The organism is Staphylococcus sp. GDY8P131P (assembly GCF_017891975.1).
Taxonomy (GTDB): domain Bacteria; phylum Bacillota; class Bacilli; order Staphylococcales; family Staphylococcaceae; genus Staphylococcus; species Staphylococcus nepalensis.
Window position 1 is genome coordinate 155306 of record NZ_JAESKF010000020.1, and the last position, 16745, is coordinate 172050.

Below are 16745 nucleotides of genomic sequence, written 5' to 3' on the forward strand. Positions count from 1 at the left end.
AGGAGAAGTTAATTTTGAGAATAGTTATTGCAGATGATCACGCGGTTGTCAGAACAGGGTTTTCTATGATTCTAAACTACCAGGACGATATGGAAGTTGTGGGAACTGCTGCTGATGGTGTAGAAGCATATCAAAAAGTAATGAAACATAAACCGGATGTATTAATGATGGACTTGAGTATGCCCCCAGGAGAATCTGGGCTAATAGCAACCAGTAAAATAGCTGAAAGTTTCCCTGATACAAAAATCTTAATATTAACAATGTATGATGATGAAGAATACTTATTTCATGTATTAAAAAATGGAGCAAAAGGTTATATTTTAAAAAATGCTCCAGATGAGCAGCTCATTTTAGCAATTAGAACTGTTTATAAAGGTGAGACATATGTAGATATGAAACTAACCACTTCTCTTGTAAATGAATTTATTAGTAATACTTCACAAGATATAGCTTCAACATCAGATCCTTTTAAAATTTTATCTAAAAGAGAAATTGAAATATTACCTTTGATTGCAAAAGGCTATGGTAATAAAGAAATAGCAGAACAATTATTTGTATCGGTCAAAACAGTAGAAGCGCATAAGACACATATTATGCAAAAATTGGAACTAAAATCGAAACCTGAATTAGTAGCATATGCGATGAAGAAAAAACTAGTTGATTTTTAGTTTATTAGATAATATATTCATGTAAAACCATAACGCCGAGAATAGGACAGAAATCACATGTTTTTTAATGACTTCATTGTCTCCTCTAAGGATTGGTTAGAACTATACATTTGCGTAAACGCGTTGTATAGGCTAACACACATATGCCATCAGTAATGTTAATTTAATCCATTGATAAGTGATGCTTCATAAAAAAGCATGGACCCAAACGGGTCTTTTTTTTATATAAAAGCCTTAGGTTAAGTAGACGATATGAACTAAAGTTTATGCATATAAGGGTGATTTTACAAACTATTTATAATCAATTCATGAATATAGAAATAGGGGGAATTTGACAAAAGTTAAGGGATAATCCTTATGTTTATTTTTTCACAAAGATTTTACACTAACTATATAGCTAGTATTCTACGATGTTAAAAATTTTAAAGACTCAAATGTTACACCAGTTTTACCTTTCATAGTTAATTCCTTAATACTTAATAATGAAATACATGATTATTGTAGGCTATTTGTAGAATACTAGTGTTTTAATTAAAAAACGTAAATGTAGGTGAATGTAATGAACAAAGCAAGTGGCGGTTTTCAATTAACTTTACAATCTTTAAGTTTAGTCGTGGGGTTCATGGCATGGAGTATTATCGCACCGTTAATACCTTTTATTTCACAAGACGTTAATATATCTGGGAATCAACTCTCTATTATATTAGCAATACCTGTTATACTCGGTTCTATTTTAAGAGTACCGTTTGGTTATTTAACAAATGTCATAGGTGCTAAATGGGTCTTTTTCTGTAGCTTTATTATTTTATTATTTCCAATTTATTTTTTAAGTCAAGCTCAAACAACAGGGATGTTAATGACTTCAGGATTCTTTCTAGGCGTCGGTGGCGCTGTGTTTTCGGTTGGTGTTACATCTATCCCTAAATACTTCCCTAAAGAACGCGTCGGCTTAGCAAATGGTATATATGGTATGGGTAATATTGGGACTGCAATTTCATCATTTTTGGCACCACCTATAGCTTCAATCATTGGTTGGCAAACGACGGTGAGAAGTTATTTAGTCGTAATCGCTTTATTTGCAGTTTTAATGTTTTTATTTGGAGATGCAAAAGAGAAAAAGGTTAAAGTGCCTTTAATTGAACAATCTAAACGTCTGTTTAAAGATTTGAAATTATATTATTTATCACTTTGGTATTTTATTACTTTTGGCGCTTTTGTGGCATTTGGATTATTTTTACCTAATTATCTTGTACAAGACTTTGGTATTAGCGAAGTAGATGCTGGTCTACGGTCGGGCGTATTTATAGCATTAGCAACATTTTTAAGGCCTTTGGGAGGGATATTAGGAGACAAATTTAATGCCGTTATATTATTGATGATTGATTTTTCTTTGATGATTGTGGGCGCAATTATTTTAGGCATCTCAAATCATATTCTGTTATTTACAATTGGTTGTTTACTCATTAGTATTTGTGCTGGGTTAGGCAATGGGCTTATCTTTAAACTTGTACCGTTTTACTTTAGTAATGAGGCTGGTTCTGCAAATGGTATTGTTTCTATGATGGGGGGCTTAGGTGGCTTTTTCCCACCTATTGTTATATCTTATGTAACGATGATGACAGGAACAAGTCATTTGGCTTTTATATTGTTAGCTATATTTGGAACGATTGCTTTGTTAACAATGATGCATATGTTGAAAAGAAACAAGGTAAGCACTGTTTAATATAATAATATAGTCAAATAGTTAACTATTCATTAATAGTAGTTGTTTTATTTAGATTACTTTATAAATAGCTAGAAAGTAATACAAATAAAAAAGCAACGCTTGATTTTAAAGCGTTGCCTTTTTTAGATGGATTAATCTATTTGAATGTTAGAAGATGAGGATTCTTCTTTCTCTTTTTTAGGTAGTGTAACATTTAACATACCGTTTTCATACGCAGCTTTAATACCATTTTCATCAACATTATCAAATTGGTATTGTCGTTTTACATCACTATAGCTACGTTCTTGATGGATAATACGTCCATTTTCATCTTCTTTGTTATTTTCGAAGGTTTGTTTACCTTCAATTGTTAAAATATTATCTTCAAATTGTAAATTAATATTTTCTTTTTTCATTCCTGGTAATTCAGCTTCTACTACGTAAGCGTCTTCTAATTCTTTAACATCCGTTTTAATATTGCTACTGCCTGGGAATTGATCGAAGATTTGACGTCCAAAATCTTTGAAAAAATCGCTAGGGTTCACATCGAAAAATGAATTATCAAAAGGTCTCATATTGAAAGCCATAAAAACATCTCTCCTTCAATTTAATTATATTTAGTTTATAATTTAGTCAATATTAATTTGTGTTTTTGTGTGATTAATTGGTAATTCAACACTTAAAATACCATCTTCCATTGTTGCTTTGATATTTTCTTTATCTACATTTTTAAATATAAATTGTCTACTTTGTTCATTTGAATTGCGCTCTCTAATCAAGTATTGATCTTGGTTTTCGGTTGTAGTAGAAGTTTGTGTTACGCGAATCGTTAATGTTTTATCTTCAAATTGAATAGTGACATCGTCTTTGCTATAACCAGGGAGTTCAGCTATGACTTGATATGCACCATTTGATTCATACACATCTACTTTAAAATCATGATGCTCAGTTAGTAAACTTTCAATTATATCTGTTGGAAAATTTTGAGTGTTTTGCATCATCTTTTCACCTCTCCTTTAACCTTATATTCATATTATAATACAATAGTCAAAGAAAGTCAAAGTCAAAGCATGAAAGTTAAAAGTAATTTATATTTCAATTTCATCATAGTGTAATGGAAGGATATTCGCAAAATATTGAAAGTATTATATTTAAATGACTTATTAAAAAAATAGAGGCAAGTATAAGTTCAAATGAGATGTATGATTTATAACATCCAAACTTTTCTTTGCCTCTTTATATATTAAAGTTCTTTATTAAAATTTTTATTTACGAAGTTTTGTAGAGTTTCTTTTAAGTGAATAGCTTCTTCAATATCCATATCGAATTCACTAAAAACTTTTCTAGAAACATGGGATAATGCCTCTTGAATTTCAGCACCTTGGTCTGTAAGTGCGATTTGTAAATTACGTTCATCATCAATCTCACGTGTTCTACTAACATATCCTTTCTTCTCTAATTTTTTTAGTAAAGGTGTTAGTGTCCCTGAGTCAAGATAAACACGTTGACCAAGTGTTTTAATGTTTATCTTTTCATCATTTTTTATAGCGAGCATAACAATATAGCCAGTGTATGTTAAATCATACTCTTTTAAATAGGTAGTATATTTTTTTATAATTTCTTTAGAAGAAACATAAAAAAGAAAGCACAGTTGTTTTTCTAAGTAGCTAATTTTTTCCTCCATTTAATCACCCCTTTTGAAATTTAACCTTATTATGAACCACGAACATTGTCAAGGAACTGTTGTGCACCTTATTCATAATATTTTTATACTATTATTTAAGTATTATCTGAGTAGACATATTGAATATTGCTTATTTAAAAGAAATTCAACCTTAATACAAGTACATACCATCTGAAAAATTAAAACAAAAATGTACGTTTATTCGTTGTTTGAAATAAATCTAATCACTTATTAAAGTCATAATTTAAGAACATTTTGTTACAAAAAGATATAATACTTTATAAATGATTTATTATCATTCATAATATGAATATTATGTATTTTAACAAAAAGTTGATGGGTTTAATGGTGAATGAAAAAATATTTAATTGATTGTTTTTATTAAAAGGAGATTAAAGATGAAGACGTTTTTAAAAATTTTAGGACTATTGGTGCTTTCATTGGTTTTAGCAGTGGCATTTTTCTTCGGTTTAAGGACGTATCAAGGCCACAAAAATTTGGAATTAGTTGATAATTATATGGATGAAACGCATTTAACAGAAAAAATCCAATCTGAAAAAACCTTATATAGTGCTAAAAAAGGATTGTATTATAAGGAAGTTAAATTCAAAGATGATTCAGAACATACTTATGTTGTGCAACCAGTTAGCACATTTAAGGGGATATTAGTACAAGGTTTTGATGAAGAAACTAAGAAAAATGTAAAAGATGCAAAACATAATACGTTTAAAGAGAAATATAAACCTAAAGATTAAAAAGTTATTTGTTTAATGATGTTATCATTTTATTGATTAGAGCAAAAGCAATATAAAGTTGGCTGATTCCTTATTTATATAGGGTGTCAGCCATTTTTTATTAATGAGAGGTAAATATATTAAGTGAAAAGTAAAAGTGAATCTAATAGTTTACTTTTATAGTTTATTTTTAATATTAATATGTATAATTTGCATTATAATATTATTAGGTTTATATTATTTATTAATCAATCAATAAATAAAGGGGCAGAGCCGAAATGGAAAATAAAAATAGCATGAAACGAAAAAATGAAATTTTAGAAGCTAGTTTAATAGCGTTTTCGAAGAATGGTTACTTTAAAACTACAACGGCACATATAGCGACTATAGCGGGTATTTCGCAACCCTATGTTTTTAAATTTTTTAAAACAAAAGAAGCATTATTTATTGCGGCTTTAAATCAAGCATTTGAAAGAATTATAGAAAGTTTTGAACAAATTAAATCTAATAACGCAGATATTGTAGAAGATATGATTACGGCTTATGAAACGATTTCTAATAAATATCCTAATGAAGTTAATATTCAAGTGATCGCGTTTTCGGTGACAGAAGAAAATATACAAAATACAGTTAGAACAGGTTTATTAAAAATTAGAGATTATGCGTTAAAAAGATTTGAAAATGAAAATGTGAACAACCCAGAAAACGAAGTTACTACTTTTTTAGCGAGAGGTATATTATGTAATATTTCTCAGTTTATAAATTTACCTAGTTTGATAAATCGTAATTTAAATAAATAATCATTTGAAATGGTTATTTATTTTTTTGGAAGTTTATTTATTGATTGATCACTAACAAAAAGGAAGTGTTAACATGAATAAAGTTATTGTTTTAGGGGCGACTGGCGGTACAGGTCAAGCGTTAGTTTATGAATTGCTACAACGTAATATACAAGTAATTGCTTTTGGGCGATCTAAACGCAAACTAGAAACTTTAATTAAAAAACATAATAACGCTAATCTCACTTATGCACTAGGCGATATATTTAATTACCAAAGCATATTAGAAGCTTCTGAAAATGTAGATATAATATTTCAATGTGCTAACGTACCTTATCAAGAAATGAAATCGAAATTACCTATTATCGGAGAAAACGTGATGCAGGTAGCAGATAAGTTAGAGAAAAAAATAGTGATTATTGATGGTATATATGTATATGGCCGTCAGTGTGCGCAAGGAGATGAAAATCATCCAAAACTTCCAAATACGAAAAAAGGTGCAATACGACTTCAATTTGAAAATTTGATTTTTGATAAAAATAAATGGACTAAAGCAAAGCCATTAATTGTTAGATTACCTGATTATTTTGGACCTAGTGCTCAAAACACATATTTACAGCCCACAATAGATGGCGTATTAAATAATAAACATACAATTTTCATTGGAAATTTGAAAACGTCTCGTGAGTATATTTATTTACCAGATGCTGCCAAAATGATTGTAAATATTGCAGAAAAAGAAACTTCATACGAAGAAAATTGGAATATACCAGGAAGTAATCCCATTTCAGGGAAAGAGATCATTCATAAGATTCGTAAAATTACAAATTATAAAAAGCGCATCATCCCATTAAATAAACTAATGATTTCATTAATAGGACGGTTCAATCCATTTATGAGAGAAATTATTGAAATGATGTATATCACAAAAGAAGGGTTTATTTTGAATGGTGATAAATATCAAAATAGAATTGGGCCTATCGTACGTACTGACTTTGATAAAGCATTAAAGGAAACTTTAAATCGTGCGGATGATTAATTTAAGTATGAGGAGTGGAATCATTATTTCACATACTCAATCTAGTCAACCACTGTCAATATCATAAAAGAACCTGAGACATCGATTGATGTATCAGGTTTATTTTTTATAATAAATAGATTTTACTTTCTATTCTTTCAATCCATTGCTTACTTTATTACAACTTAAGCCACATAACATAGATTTTCTACTTACTATAACGAATGTTAAATGATATTGTAATATAACAATTTATTCACGCTTGAAGTGAAACGAATATTAAAAAATAGTACTGATTATTTATGTTACACAAATATAAAAATAACTAAAAGAGAAGTGATTTTAAGCGCTGAAACGTGAAATTATAGTATGTTGAAATCTCTTCTATTTATGTATTGCTTTAATACTCAACTAGATTTTTTAGGGATTAGACAAAAGGTTAATGTTACTTATATATATATAAATAGAGTAATAATAAAATATAAATGTAATATTATAAATTTTATCAAAAAAATTTATATCTAAACAAAAAATATTTTGATATAATTAAGCAATGTCAGAAGAGGGGAGTAACATCATGGCAATAATAAGAAGAATAAGTTTGCCAATGCAAGTTATTATCGCATTGGTATTAGGTATTATCGTAGGTCTATTACTTTATGGACATGATGAGATTGCAAATTATATTAAGCCTTTTGGCGATATCTTCTTGAATTTAATAAAAATGATTGTAATTCCAGTTGTTTTTTGTTCACTAGCGTTGTCTATTTCAAACTTAGGTGAATCTAAAACAGTAGGACGTTACGGTTTTAAAACAATTTTATATTTTGAAATAATAACAACAGTTGCTATTGGACTAGGCATACTTTTTGCAAATATATTTAAACCAGGTAGTGGATTAAATCCTGATAAACTACCAAAAGGTGATATTTCAACATATGAATCCTCAGCGAAAGCTGCTGAAGAATCTACATATGGCAACCATTTTATCGATACAATTGTAAACATTGTACCGCAAAACTTTTTTGAAGCTTTAACCGCAGGAGAATTATTACCGATTATATTCTTTGCAGTATTTTTTGGTATTGCATTATCAGCCATTGGTAAAAAAGCGCAACCAGTTAAGGACTTTTTAAATGGTTCATTAGAAGCTATATTTTGGATGATAAATAAAATATTGAAATTAGCTCCAATTGGTGTATTCGCATTTATTTGTACAACCATAATGACTTTTGGCGCCGCAGCATTACTACCATTATTAAAATTATTATTAGTAGTTATCGGTGCCATGGTGTTCTTTGTTATTGTGGTATTAGGTATTGTAGCTAGAATGTGTGGTATTAGTATTTTCTCTATTATTAAAATATTAAAAAATGAATTGGTATTGGCATTTTCTACGTCTAGTTCTGAATCTGTATTACCAATCATAATGAAAAAGATGGAGAACTTTGGTTCACCAAAAGACATTACATCGTTTGTAGTGCCAATCGGATATACTTTCAACCTTGATGGTTCTGCATTATATCAATCTATAGCAGCATTATTTGTTGCGCAAATGTATGGTATAGACATGTCAATCGGACAACAAATAATGCTTATGGTCACTTTAATGGTAGCTTCTAAAGGTATGGCAGGCGTACCAGGCGTATCCATTGTCGTGCTTATTACAACGCTAACTTCTATGGGATTACCAGCGGAAGGTTTAGCGCTGATTATTGGTATAGATAGATTATTAGATATGGTACGAACTTGTGTTAACGTTTTAGGCAATGCTTTATCTACTATTGTTATCGCAAAATGGGAAAACGCTTATGATAAAGAAAAAGGCCAAGCCTATTTAAAATCTATATAATTAAAAAATTGAATTCTGACATTTTCGCACTGAATAGCAAAATGAGCTATTCAGTGCTTTTTATATAAATACTAGAAATAAAATAGATAATTTTAAATAAGTTTCGTTATCTAGCGTCTACAGGGAAGTTAAAAAGTGGAATGGTGCTATATGTTTATGCTTCAACACATTAGCTACTGTCTATATCATATTTATGGCTGGAGCATTAATGAACGCACCAGCCATAAATAGAATGCTATTAAATTAATTTTATATTACATGCCTTTCATGTCCATGTCATGGATCTTCATCATTAAACCATGTGGTACATCATCGTGATCGACTACTTCCATTTTACTATAGTCGTCTTCATTTTCAGACTTAGTTAATTTGACGAAGTCGCCTTTTTTAGGGTTAAATCCTGATTCAGAAGGTATTTTTACATTTTCTTCTACTTTATGGTCTTTCTCACTCACCACTTTTTCAGCTGTTGTACTATTTTTCATGTAGCCGAAATATGTTTCTTTTTGTCCGCCTGAAACCATCATGATAACTAAGACAATTGCTACAATAACCATAATAGCACTGATAATAATTGCAAACATTTTATTGTTTTTCAAAATAAGATTCTCCTTTATATACCTTTACTTCAGTTATATCTAAAATATTAGGATAATGCAATTGAAGAAGAAGTAAAGAGTGTACTTTTAAAAACAATTGTACGAATTTCGCCTTATTTCTTATTGACTGTATTATATAAAAATTGTTACTTATGCGTAGGCGTTAAAAGCATGTATTTGACTTCGTCGTGTCCTATATCAAATTCTATTGGACTATTAGGGAACGTAGTATGCCGTAATTCAGATTTTGGCATGTTTGAACGTTCAATGTTTCGTAAAAGCGATTGCTCGATAAAAGTATTATTAAAAATAGGCGGCAATGCGTAAGCAATAAAACCATGTTCTCTATTTAAAGTACGAATAAACAAAATCGATTTTGAAATAGATGATTGTTTTTTTAATATGAATTTTTGTGTTTTTTCTGTAGTGTGTTGTTTTGAATTAAATAATAATAAGTGTATACCAAGCTTATCTTTTGTAATTAAATAATTAGATTGTATCAGAGCAGGTTTATTATAAAATGGTTTCAAGAACTGAAAGATATAAACAATAGGTTCATAAATGCCATGTTGATTCATTAAAGCAATATCTGAGCCATTTTTAGACATTAATTCATAACCTATAGCAGCCCCATTTTTTATTAAAAATAAAAAATGTTGCATCATTTCTGATACCCCTAAAGGGGTTTTGGGGTCGCGTTGAGTAAAATAATTTTTCGTAATCTTTGTGTATACACATTTGGAAGGCTTCAACTTGGATATAGCGATGAATATTTCATAATAATCTTGATAATTTGAAATATTGTCAAATCGATTGCTATATTTATGCACCATAGCTCGGACATCATTTCGTTCTATATCGATAAAATTGAAGTCAAAATTAAATCTATGTAAAAGTGTAATTGTATGATTGAGGTTTTGCGTTTGGTTAAGTACACCTTCAATATTTATAGCTAATTTGATATTAATACTTAAACTTTTAGCTCTGATATACAAACGATTTACATCGTTTAAAGAAAGATATTCTGTATCGAATAGAATCATAAAATGATACATCTCATTGTGGTTATGATACTTTGGTTTAAATATAAGGAATTGAGAGATAACTTGTTCGACTTTTTCGTATTGTTCTATGGATTTAATTTTAATGACCACACCCATACACTGAGAAAACAGTGTATCGATAAAATTGACAATGCCATTTAAATTTAATGTCTCTAATGCAAGATTGCTAATGTTATTTATGAGCAAATAGCAATTGCTAAGATCGCTAAAGTTAAGCTTTTGATTTAAATTTGTTTGAATAACATCCATAATACTATCTATATGAATAAAAACAGTAGGTTGCTTCGCAGAGTCATCGTATTCTAGGTAATCTAAATTGATTGTTTGTATATTAAACGTCTGAGGTTTATCAATTAATTGTGATTTAAAATAACATGAATAATCGCTTACATCAGTAGTTAATAATTTAACAGACTTATGATGTAGTAAGTTTAGCCTTTTTCTATACGAGATGGGTGTTAAATTTAGATAATTTTTAAATTGTTGCGTGTAATTTGCGTAATGATTGAACCCCATATTTTCTGAAATAGTGTAAATCGTTTTATTACTGTTCATAACCTCTGAAAGCGAAATGGCAATTTTTAAACTTGTAATATAATGTTTAAAACTGATCCCTAAATACTTTTTAAACAAAATTGAAATGTATGAAGCAGAAATATAAAAAGTAGCAGAAATTTCTTTAGACATGATAGGCCGAGTGATATGACATTTAATATATTCTGATATTTTATTTAACAGTTCATTATCAGATTGGATGTTTGGTATGTAAAAATAATCATTTGATTTTTTAGTTTCTTGTTCTAAGATAGCGATGATTTCAGTTAATTGTGGTAGCTCTATTGTGCTATGGTCACTTAATTTTTCAATCATATTTAAAATTAAATGCTTTAAATATTCTGATGAATTTAAAACTTTAACATCATAATGGCAATTAAAAAACAATTGATTTAGCGGGATGATTTGTTGAATAGGGATTTTTAACTCAACAAGTTGTTCTGCATGTGTGATACGAAACAGATCACTATGATTGATGATGACGATATTACTATCAAACGACCCTTGTTTACCGTTTATATTGATATCTATCTGACCTTTTAAAGAAAATAACAATATCACTTGATTGATACAACGGCGAGTGTTTGTAGTTAAAAACTCGTGGATACATAATGTGGCATGTTCCATTTAATCTAGCAACTCCTAATAGTGTATTGATATATTAGTTAAATTACATTATATAATAAATAGTTGTGAATATTAACATATTAAATATAACTTTTTTCCTATTTTGGCAGTTGATTTCGTCTGATAAATTAAATTGTATACGTCCTTAATTATTTTATAGATAAATTTAAGTGGTTCATGGTAAGAAATTTTAATAATAGGAGAGTGGCTTATGGAACATATATATTCTGATTATTTTAATCTAACTGAGACAATCACAGAATTGAAAAGAGATATATTAGGTGTGGTACTTCATGATGATGCAGAAAATTATACAGCAAAAGCATATATCACTTGGTTAAAAAAAAGAATCGACCAAGATGAGTTAGAAAAAGGGTGGGCAAGTGTTTATGTTGATCAAACGACTTGTTATTGGTTTCATCCAACACATTATACGGAATGGCACTGTGGAGATAAGTTTGCGAATACCCACTATATTGGGATAGAACGATGCCAATCTAAAATAAATGGTGTATTAAATGATAATGAGTTTATGAAGGTAGAAGAAGTTAGTTTCTGGTTAGCTGCTGCAATATTAAAGAAATATCATTTACCTGTTAATAGAACCACGGTAAGAATCCATAAAGAGTTTTATAATACGGCTTGTCCAGCTAGGTCATGGCTAATTCATTTACAAAATGGGCTAGATACGTTGGAAAGTATTAACAAACTCAAAGACTATTTTATTTTTAAAATAAGCCAGTATTATAGCGATATTAGCAAAAAGGACATTGAGATTCTTGGATAAATAATAAAGCTTAAAAATCATCAAAATTTCAAAAAATATTGCGTTCTAATTTGGAACCGGTTACAATAATAGTAAAGGAATTTGGAACCGGTTTCGTTATTGGGAGGTTAAACTATGAATTATAAAAAATCAGCTGAGAGTATTTTAAATGCGATTGGCGGAGAGAATAATATTGATGCAATGGCACATTGCGCCACGAGATTACGTCTTGTGCTCAAAGATGAAAGTTTGATTGATGAAGAAAGTTTATCATCAATGGAAGTAGTAAAAGGCACCTTTGCTACAGGAGGTCAGTACCAAATTATCATAGGTTCAGGTACTGTAAATAAGGTGTTCGCAGAATTGGAAAAAATCACAGGAAAAGAAGCATCGACAACTTCAGAGGTGAAATCTGAAGGTAATAAGAGCATGAACCCATTCCAAAAATTTGTGAAAATGTTATCAGACATATTTGTACCTATTATCCCAGCAATTGTAGCTGGTGGTTTGTTAATGGGTATTAATAATATTTTAACAGCGCCAGGTATATTTTATAATCATCATTCTTTAATAGAGGTACATAGCCAATTTAAAGGCTTAGCAGAAATGATTGATATATTTGCTAATGCACCTTTCACGTTGCTACCAATTTTAATTGGTTTTAGCGCAGCAAAACGTTTTGGCGGTAATGCGTTTTTAGGGGCTGCCCTAGGGATGATTCTAGTTCACCCAGAACTAATGAGCGCATACGATTATCCTAAAGCGGTTGAATTAGGAAAATCAATCCCTCACTGGCATTTATTTGGGTTAGAAATTAATCGAGTCGGATACCAAGGACAAGTATTACCTATGTTAGTAGCAACTTATATATTGGCTAAATTAGAACAAGGATTGCGTAAGGTCGTGCCAACGGTGTTAGATAACTTATTGACACCTTTAATCTCAATATTAGTTACCGCTTTTATAACATTTTTATTTGTTGGACCTATAACAAGAACATTGGGTTACTGGCTTTCAGATGGTTTAACGTGGTTATATGAATTCGGCGGTGCAATTGGAGGACTAATATTTGGACTGTTATATGCACCTATTGTGATAACAGGCATGCATCACAGCTTTATCGCAATTGAAACTCAGCTCATTGCTGATAACGCAACGACCGGCGGATCATTTATTTTCCCGATAGCAACGATGTCAAATGTGGCACAAGGCGCAGCTGCGCTTGCTGCTTTTCTAATTATAAAAAAGAATAAGAAATTAAAAGGGATAGCTTCTGCTGCAGGTATTTCAGCATTATTAGGTGTTACTGAACCTGCAATGTTTGGAGTGAACTTAAAATTAAGATACCCATTTATTGGAGCAATTATAGGTTCTGGAATTGGTGCAGCCTATATATCATTTTTTAAAGTAAAAGCGATCGCATTAGGAACTGCAGGTTTACCAGGGTTCATTTCCATCAGTGGTGTGAATCACGGATGGTTACATTATGGCATAGGTATAGCTATTACTTTTATAGTTACATTTGTTGTAACGTATGCTTTGTCTTTCAGAAAAAAATATGTGTGATTACGGATAAACAATAATTTAAGATACACCCCTAAAGTTGAATGGTATCATTCATTTTAGGGGTGTGTTTTTATAAAAAATAAAGATAAATTGTCTTTAGTTCTTTTTATTAAAATTTTTGTTTACGCCATAAAAATGCGCCGACTAAAGAAACAATTGTTAGTGAAATACCGATTACGATAATCCAAGAAATATAACTATGTTCATCGATAGGTAATGGAACATTCATTCCAAAAAAGCTAAATACTAGGGTCGGTAGCGTTAAAAATACAGTGAATAGTGTTAGTGTTTTCATAGTGTTATTCATTTCATTTGAAAGTAATGATGCATACGAAGTAGTAATGCTTTCTAATATGTCTGTATATAATCGCGTCGTTTCCAAAGCTTGGTTATTTTCAATTAATAAGTCTTCAAGTAACGCTTCATCTTCTTCAAACCGCTTGATTGCAGGTACTCTAAAAAGTTTTTTGATAATTGTTTCATTGCCTTTGAGTGCAGCTAAGAAATAAACTAAACTCTTTTCAACTTCCATTAAGTTATATAATTGCTTATTTGTAACATTATTTTTTAAATCACGCTCTATACGTAATCTCGTTTTGTTCAATAATCTAAGATTTCTATTGTAATGATTCGCAATAGTTAATAAAATATTGAGTGCGAAGCGACTGTGAAAATGTAAATTAATATTTTGCTGGCTGAATTTTTCGAGAAACTCATTTTCAATATTACATACAGTAATTATTTTTTGATTACCAATAATAATACCTAAAGGAATCGTGGTAAAAGACAGCACTTTAAGGTTTGTATCATTGACAACAGGTAAGTCTAGAATAATAAGAGAATAGCGTGTATCTTCATCATATTCAATACGTGAACTTTCTTCAGTATCTAGTGGGTCTTTAATAAAATCTTCAGGTATATGATATAAGGTCATTAATTGTTCTATTTCTTCCCAATTTGGGTCTATAACGTTAATCCATGATGCGTTATGGTCTAAAGTAGATGTCACAACCTCTTGTGTACGTGTATGTTTATAAGCAGTGATCACAATATAAATCTTCCCTTCGTTAAATTCTTTTTAATAGTAGCGAAGATTTGAAAATATGACAAGTTCTATTCTATATTGTTAATGTTATTTTGGATAAGCATTTAATCAATATTTAGATATTTCATTAAATAGACATAATTTTTATAAATGTACATATTACTGTCAGGGTTGTAATGACGGGCTTTGAAATGCGAATAAACGCCTGTTGAAATAAGATTACAAAATTATTTAGAAATTAGATTCTAATTTTAACTAGAAATTAACATTAGCTTAACAAAAATTAGTTATAATTCACATAGTTTACAAATATTTTAAAGAGGTGTGACGATGGACTCTTCTGTAATGGAGATTATATTTACTTTTATAGGTGGATTGGGAATCTTTTTATATGGTATTAAACAAATGGGCGACGGTTTACAAGCTGCTGCTGGTGATAGATTAAGAAGTATATTAAATACCTTTACGAGTAACCCTTTGATGGGTGTACTAGCAGGTATGATTGTGACAATTTTAATTCAAAGTAGTTCAGGTACTACAGTTATTACTATAGGTCTTGTTAGTGCAGGTTTTATGACAATGCGTCAAGCTATTGGCGTCGTTATGGGAGCGAATATTGGTACTACGGTTACTGCATTTATTATAGGTATTGATATTGGTGCCTATTCGTTGCCTATTTTAGCCATTGGTGCGTTTTTAATTTTCTTTATACAAAAACGCAAAGTTAAAAATATAGGCATGATTTTATTTGGTTTCGGTGCATTGTTCTATGGTTTAGAATTAATGGGCGGTGCAGTAAAACCATTAGCTAATTTAGATTCCTTTAAACAAATTATGTTAGATATGTCTTCTAATCCAATTTATGGTGTGTTAGCTGGAACAGTCTTAACAGTTATTATACAAAGTTCAAGTGCCACAATCGGTATTTTACAAGGGTTCTTTGCTAATGACTTGATTAGTCTACACGGTGCCTTACCAGTATTGTTGGGAGATAACATTGGTACGACAATTACTGCAATTCTTGCCAGTTTAGCTGGATCATTAGCAGCAAAACGTGTGGCCTTGGTTCATGTATTATTTAATGTTATAGGCGCGACGATATTCTTAATCATCTTGCCACTATTTCAATTAGTAATTGAGTGGATGCAAGGTGCCATGAATTTAAAACCTGAAATGGTAATCGCCTTTGCACATGGTACTTTCAACGTAACAAATACACTGATTCAATTACCATTTATCTTTGTTTTAGCTTGGATTGTGACGAAATTAGTGCCAGGTGAAGATTTGAATGAAAAATATAAGCCAAGAGTATTAGATAAAAATTTAATTAATAGAGCGCCTAATATAGCTTTGCAAGAAGCACAAGATGAAATTCAAAACATAGGCAGAATGACATTCGATATGTTCGAAAACATAAAAAATTGTGATGGAAAAACAGAAAAAGAGATACTCCAAAAGCGTGCTGCTGTAGAAAGCATGTATGAAAATGTAAGACAATATTTAACTAAAATTTCAGAGAAAAAGATATCGAAACAAGATGCAGAAAGAATGTCTGTACTATTCGACGTAAATCGAACGTTTATAAAAGTAGCGAGTTTGACTGAAGCGTATTTACTAGATTTAAAGAAAAAAGAAGCAGACTCAATACAGATTTCTGAGAAGGCAGAAAGAAGTATTGAAAAATTATATAATCATGTCAATGCGTCTCTTGAAAAGACAGTTGAAATGTTTAGTGTGTATGACAGAGTTAAAAAAGATGAAATAGTAAGTTTAAGTAATGACTCTTATTCACTTGAGCATGATCTCCGAAAAAAACATATTAAGCGTTTAAGTTCAGGAGAGTGTACGTTAGAAGGTGGCTTGTTATATCTAGATATGATAGCTATCTTAGAACGTATTGGTTACCATTCAAGAAATATTTCAGAATCTATGATAGATATTGATAATATTGAAAATGAAAACGTAGTAGAACATACATTAGGATGGTCATATTAAAAAAATGACGTTGAGTTCTATAGTATATGTAAAATTTAATATTATGATAGCAAACATATGAAATCAATGTTGATTTTCATACTTTGAG

General features: G+C 30.1%; 15 protein-coding genes. 9 read left to right on the plus strand and 6 right to left on the minus strand.

Translation table 11 applies throughout. From position 1 onward, the window contains the following. Positions 1 to 14 precede the first annotated feature (14 nt). Complete coding sequence (gene nreC / locus KA894_RS13490; RefSeq protein WP_119487911.1) at positions 15 to 668, plus strand: nitrate respiration regulation response regulator NreC; 654 nt, start codon at positions 15 to 17, stop codon at positions 666 to 668. Between the two features lie 559 nt (positions 669 to 1227). Then, positions 1228 to 2391, plus strand: coding sequence for a nitrate/nitrite transporter (locus KA894_RS13495; protein WP_119487912.1), 1164 nt, complete (start codon positions 1228 to 1230; stop codon positions 2389 to 2391). Between the two features lie 134 nt (positions 2392 to 2525). Here the strand turns inward: KA894_RS13495 and KA894_RS13500 are convergent, their stop codons facing one another. From KA894_RS13500 to KA894_RS13510, 3 genes are all read right to left on the minus strand, one after another. Beyond that, the gene (locus KA894_RS13500; protein ID WP_096808530.1) at positions 2526 to 2960 is read right to left on the minus strand and encodes an Hsp20/alpha crystallin family protein; all 435 of its coding nucleotides are present in this window, start codon (positions 2958 to 2960) and stop codon (positions 2526 to 2528) included. A 42-nt stretch (positions 2961 to 3002) separates the two neighbouring features. Then, the gene (locus KA894_RS13505) at positions 3003 to 3374 is read right to left on the minus strand and encodes an Hsp20 family protein (protein ID WP_103372688.1); all 372 of its coding nucleotides are present in this window, start codon (positions 3372 to 3374) and stop codon (positions 3003 to 3005) included. Positions 3375 to 3616: 242 nt separating this feature from the next. Continuing rightward, on the minus strand, positions 3617 to 4057 hold the full coding sequence (locus KA894_RS13510) for a MarR family winged helix-turn-helix transcriptional regulator (RefSeq protein WP_096808532.1): 441 nt from the start codon (positions 4055 to 4057) through the stop codon (positions 3617 to 3619). 398 nt (positions 4058 to 4455) lie between these two features. Between KA894_RS13510 and KA894_RS13515 the strand changes: the two genes are divergently transcribed. The 4 genes from KA894_RS13515 to KA894_RS13530 all read left to right on the plus strand — a co-directional run bounded on the left by KA894_RS13515 (position 4456) and on the right by KA894_RS13530 (position 8440). Further along, on the plus strand, positions 4456 to 4812 hold the full coding sequence (locus KA894_RS13515; RefSeq protein WP_096808533.1) for a DUF3139 domain-containing protein: 357 nt from the start codon (positions 4456 to 4458) through the stop codon (positions 4810 to 4812). 257 nt (positions 4813 to 5069) lie between these two features. Next, on the plus strand, positions 5070 to 5591 hold the full coding sequence (locus KA894_RS13520) for a TetR/AcrR family transcriptional regulator (RefSeq protein WP_115341973.1): 522 nt from the start codon (positions 5070 to 5072) through the stop codon (positions 5589 to 5591). A gap of 73 nt (positions 5592 to 5664) precedes the next feature. Next, a complete protein-coding gene (locus KA894_RS13525; protein ID WP_103373764.1) occupies positions 5665 to 6609 on the plus strand; it encodes an SDR family NAD(P)-dependent oxidoreductase in 945 nt (314 codons plus the stop codon). 556 nt (positions 6610 to 7165) lie between these two features. Beyond that, positions 7166 to 8440 (plus strand): cation:dicarboxylate symporter family transporter, encoded by a 1275-nt coding sequence (locus KA894_RS13530; RefSeq protein WP_103372483.1) that lies wholly within the window; start codon positions 7166 to 7168, stop codon positions 8438 to 8440. A gap of 254 nt (positions 8441 to 8694) precedes the next feature. Here the strand turns inward: KA894_RS13530 and KA894_RS13535 are convergent, their stop codons facing one another. After that, positions 8695 to 9039: a DUF4889 domain-containing protein gene (locus KA894_RS13535; RefSeq protein ID WP_096808537.1), complete on the minus strand. Its 345-nt coding sequence runs from the start codon at positions 9037 to 9039 to the stop codon at positions 8695 to 8697. 146 nt (positions 9040 to 9185) lie between these two features. Then, positions 9186 to 11285, minus strand: coding sequence for an AraC family transcriptional regulator Rsp (gene rsp, locus KA894_RS13540; RefSeq protein ID WP_210134007.1), 2100 nt, complete (start codon positions 11283 to 11285; stop codon positions 9186 to 9188). A 211-nt stretch (positions 11286 to 11496) separates the two neighbouring features. On the opposite strand from rsp, the gene KA894_RS13545 reads away from it, so the two are divergent. Beyond that, the gene (locus tag KA894_RS13545; protein ID WP_096808539.1) at positions 11497 to 12072 is read left to right on the plus strand and encodes a peptidoglycan recognition protein family protein; all 576 of its coding nucleotides are present in this window, start codon (positions 11497 to 11499) and stop codon (positions 12070 to 12072) included. Positions 12073 to 12186: 114 nt separating this feature from the next. Beyond that, the gene (locus KA894_RS13550; RefSeq protein WP_103372481.1) at positions 12187 to 13617 is read left to right on the plus strand and encodes a sucrose-specific PTS transporter subunit IIBC; all 1431 of its coding nucleotides are present in this window, start codon (positions 12187 to 12189) and stop codon (positions 13615 to 13617) included. A gap of 109 nt (positions 13618 to 13726) precedes the next feature. On the opposite strand, the gene KA894_RS13555 is transcribed toward KA894_RS13550, so the two are convergent. Continuing rightward, complete coding sequence (locus KA894_RS13555) at positions 13727 to 14665, minus strand: magnesium transporter CorA family protein (protein ID WP_115341974.1); 939 nt, start codon at positions 14663 to 14665, stop codon at positions 13727 to 13729. A gap of 327 nt (positions 14666 to 14992) precedes the next feature. On the opposite strand from KA894_RS13555, the gene KA894_RS13560 reads away from it, so the two are divergent. Then, positions 14993 to 16657: a Na/Pi cotransporter family protein gene (locus KA894_RS13560; RefSeq protein ID WP_103372479.1), complete on the plus strand. Its 1665-nt coding sequence runs from the start codon at positions 14993 to 14995 to the stop codon at positions 16655 to 16657. Positions 16658 to 16745: the final 88 nt, after the last annotated feature.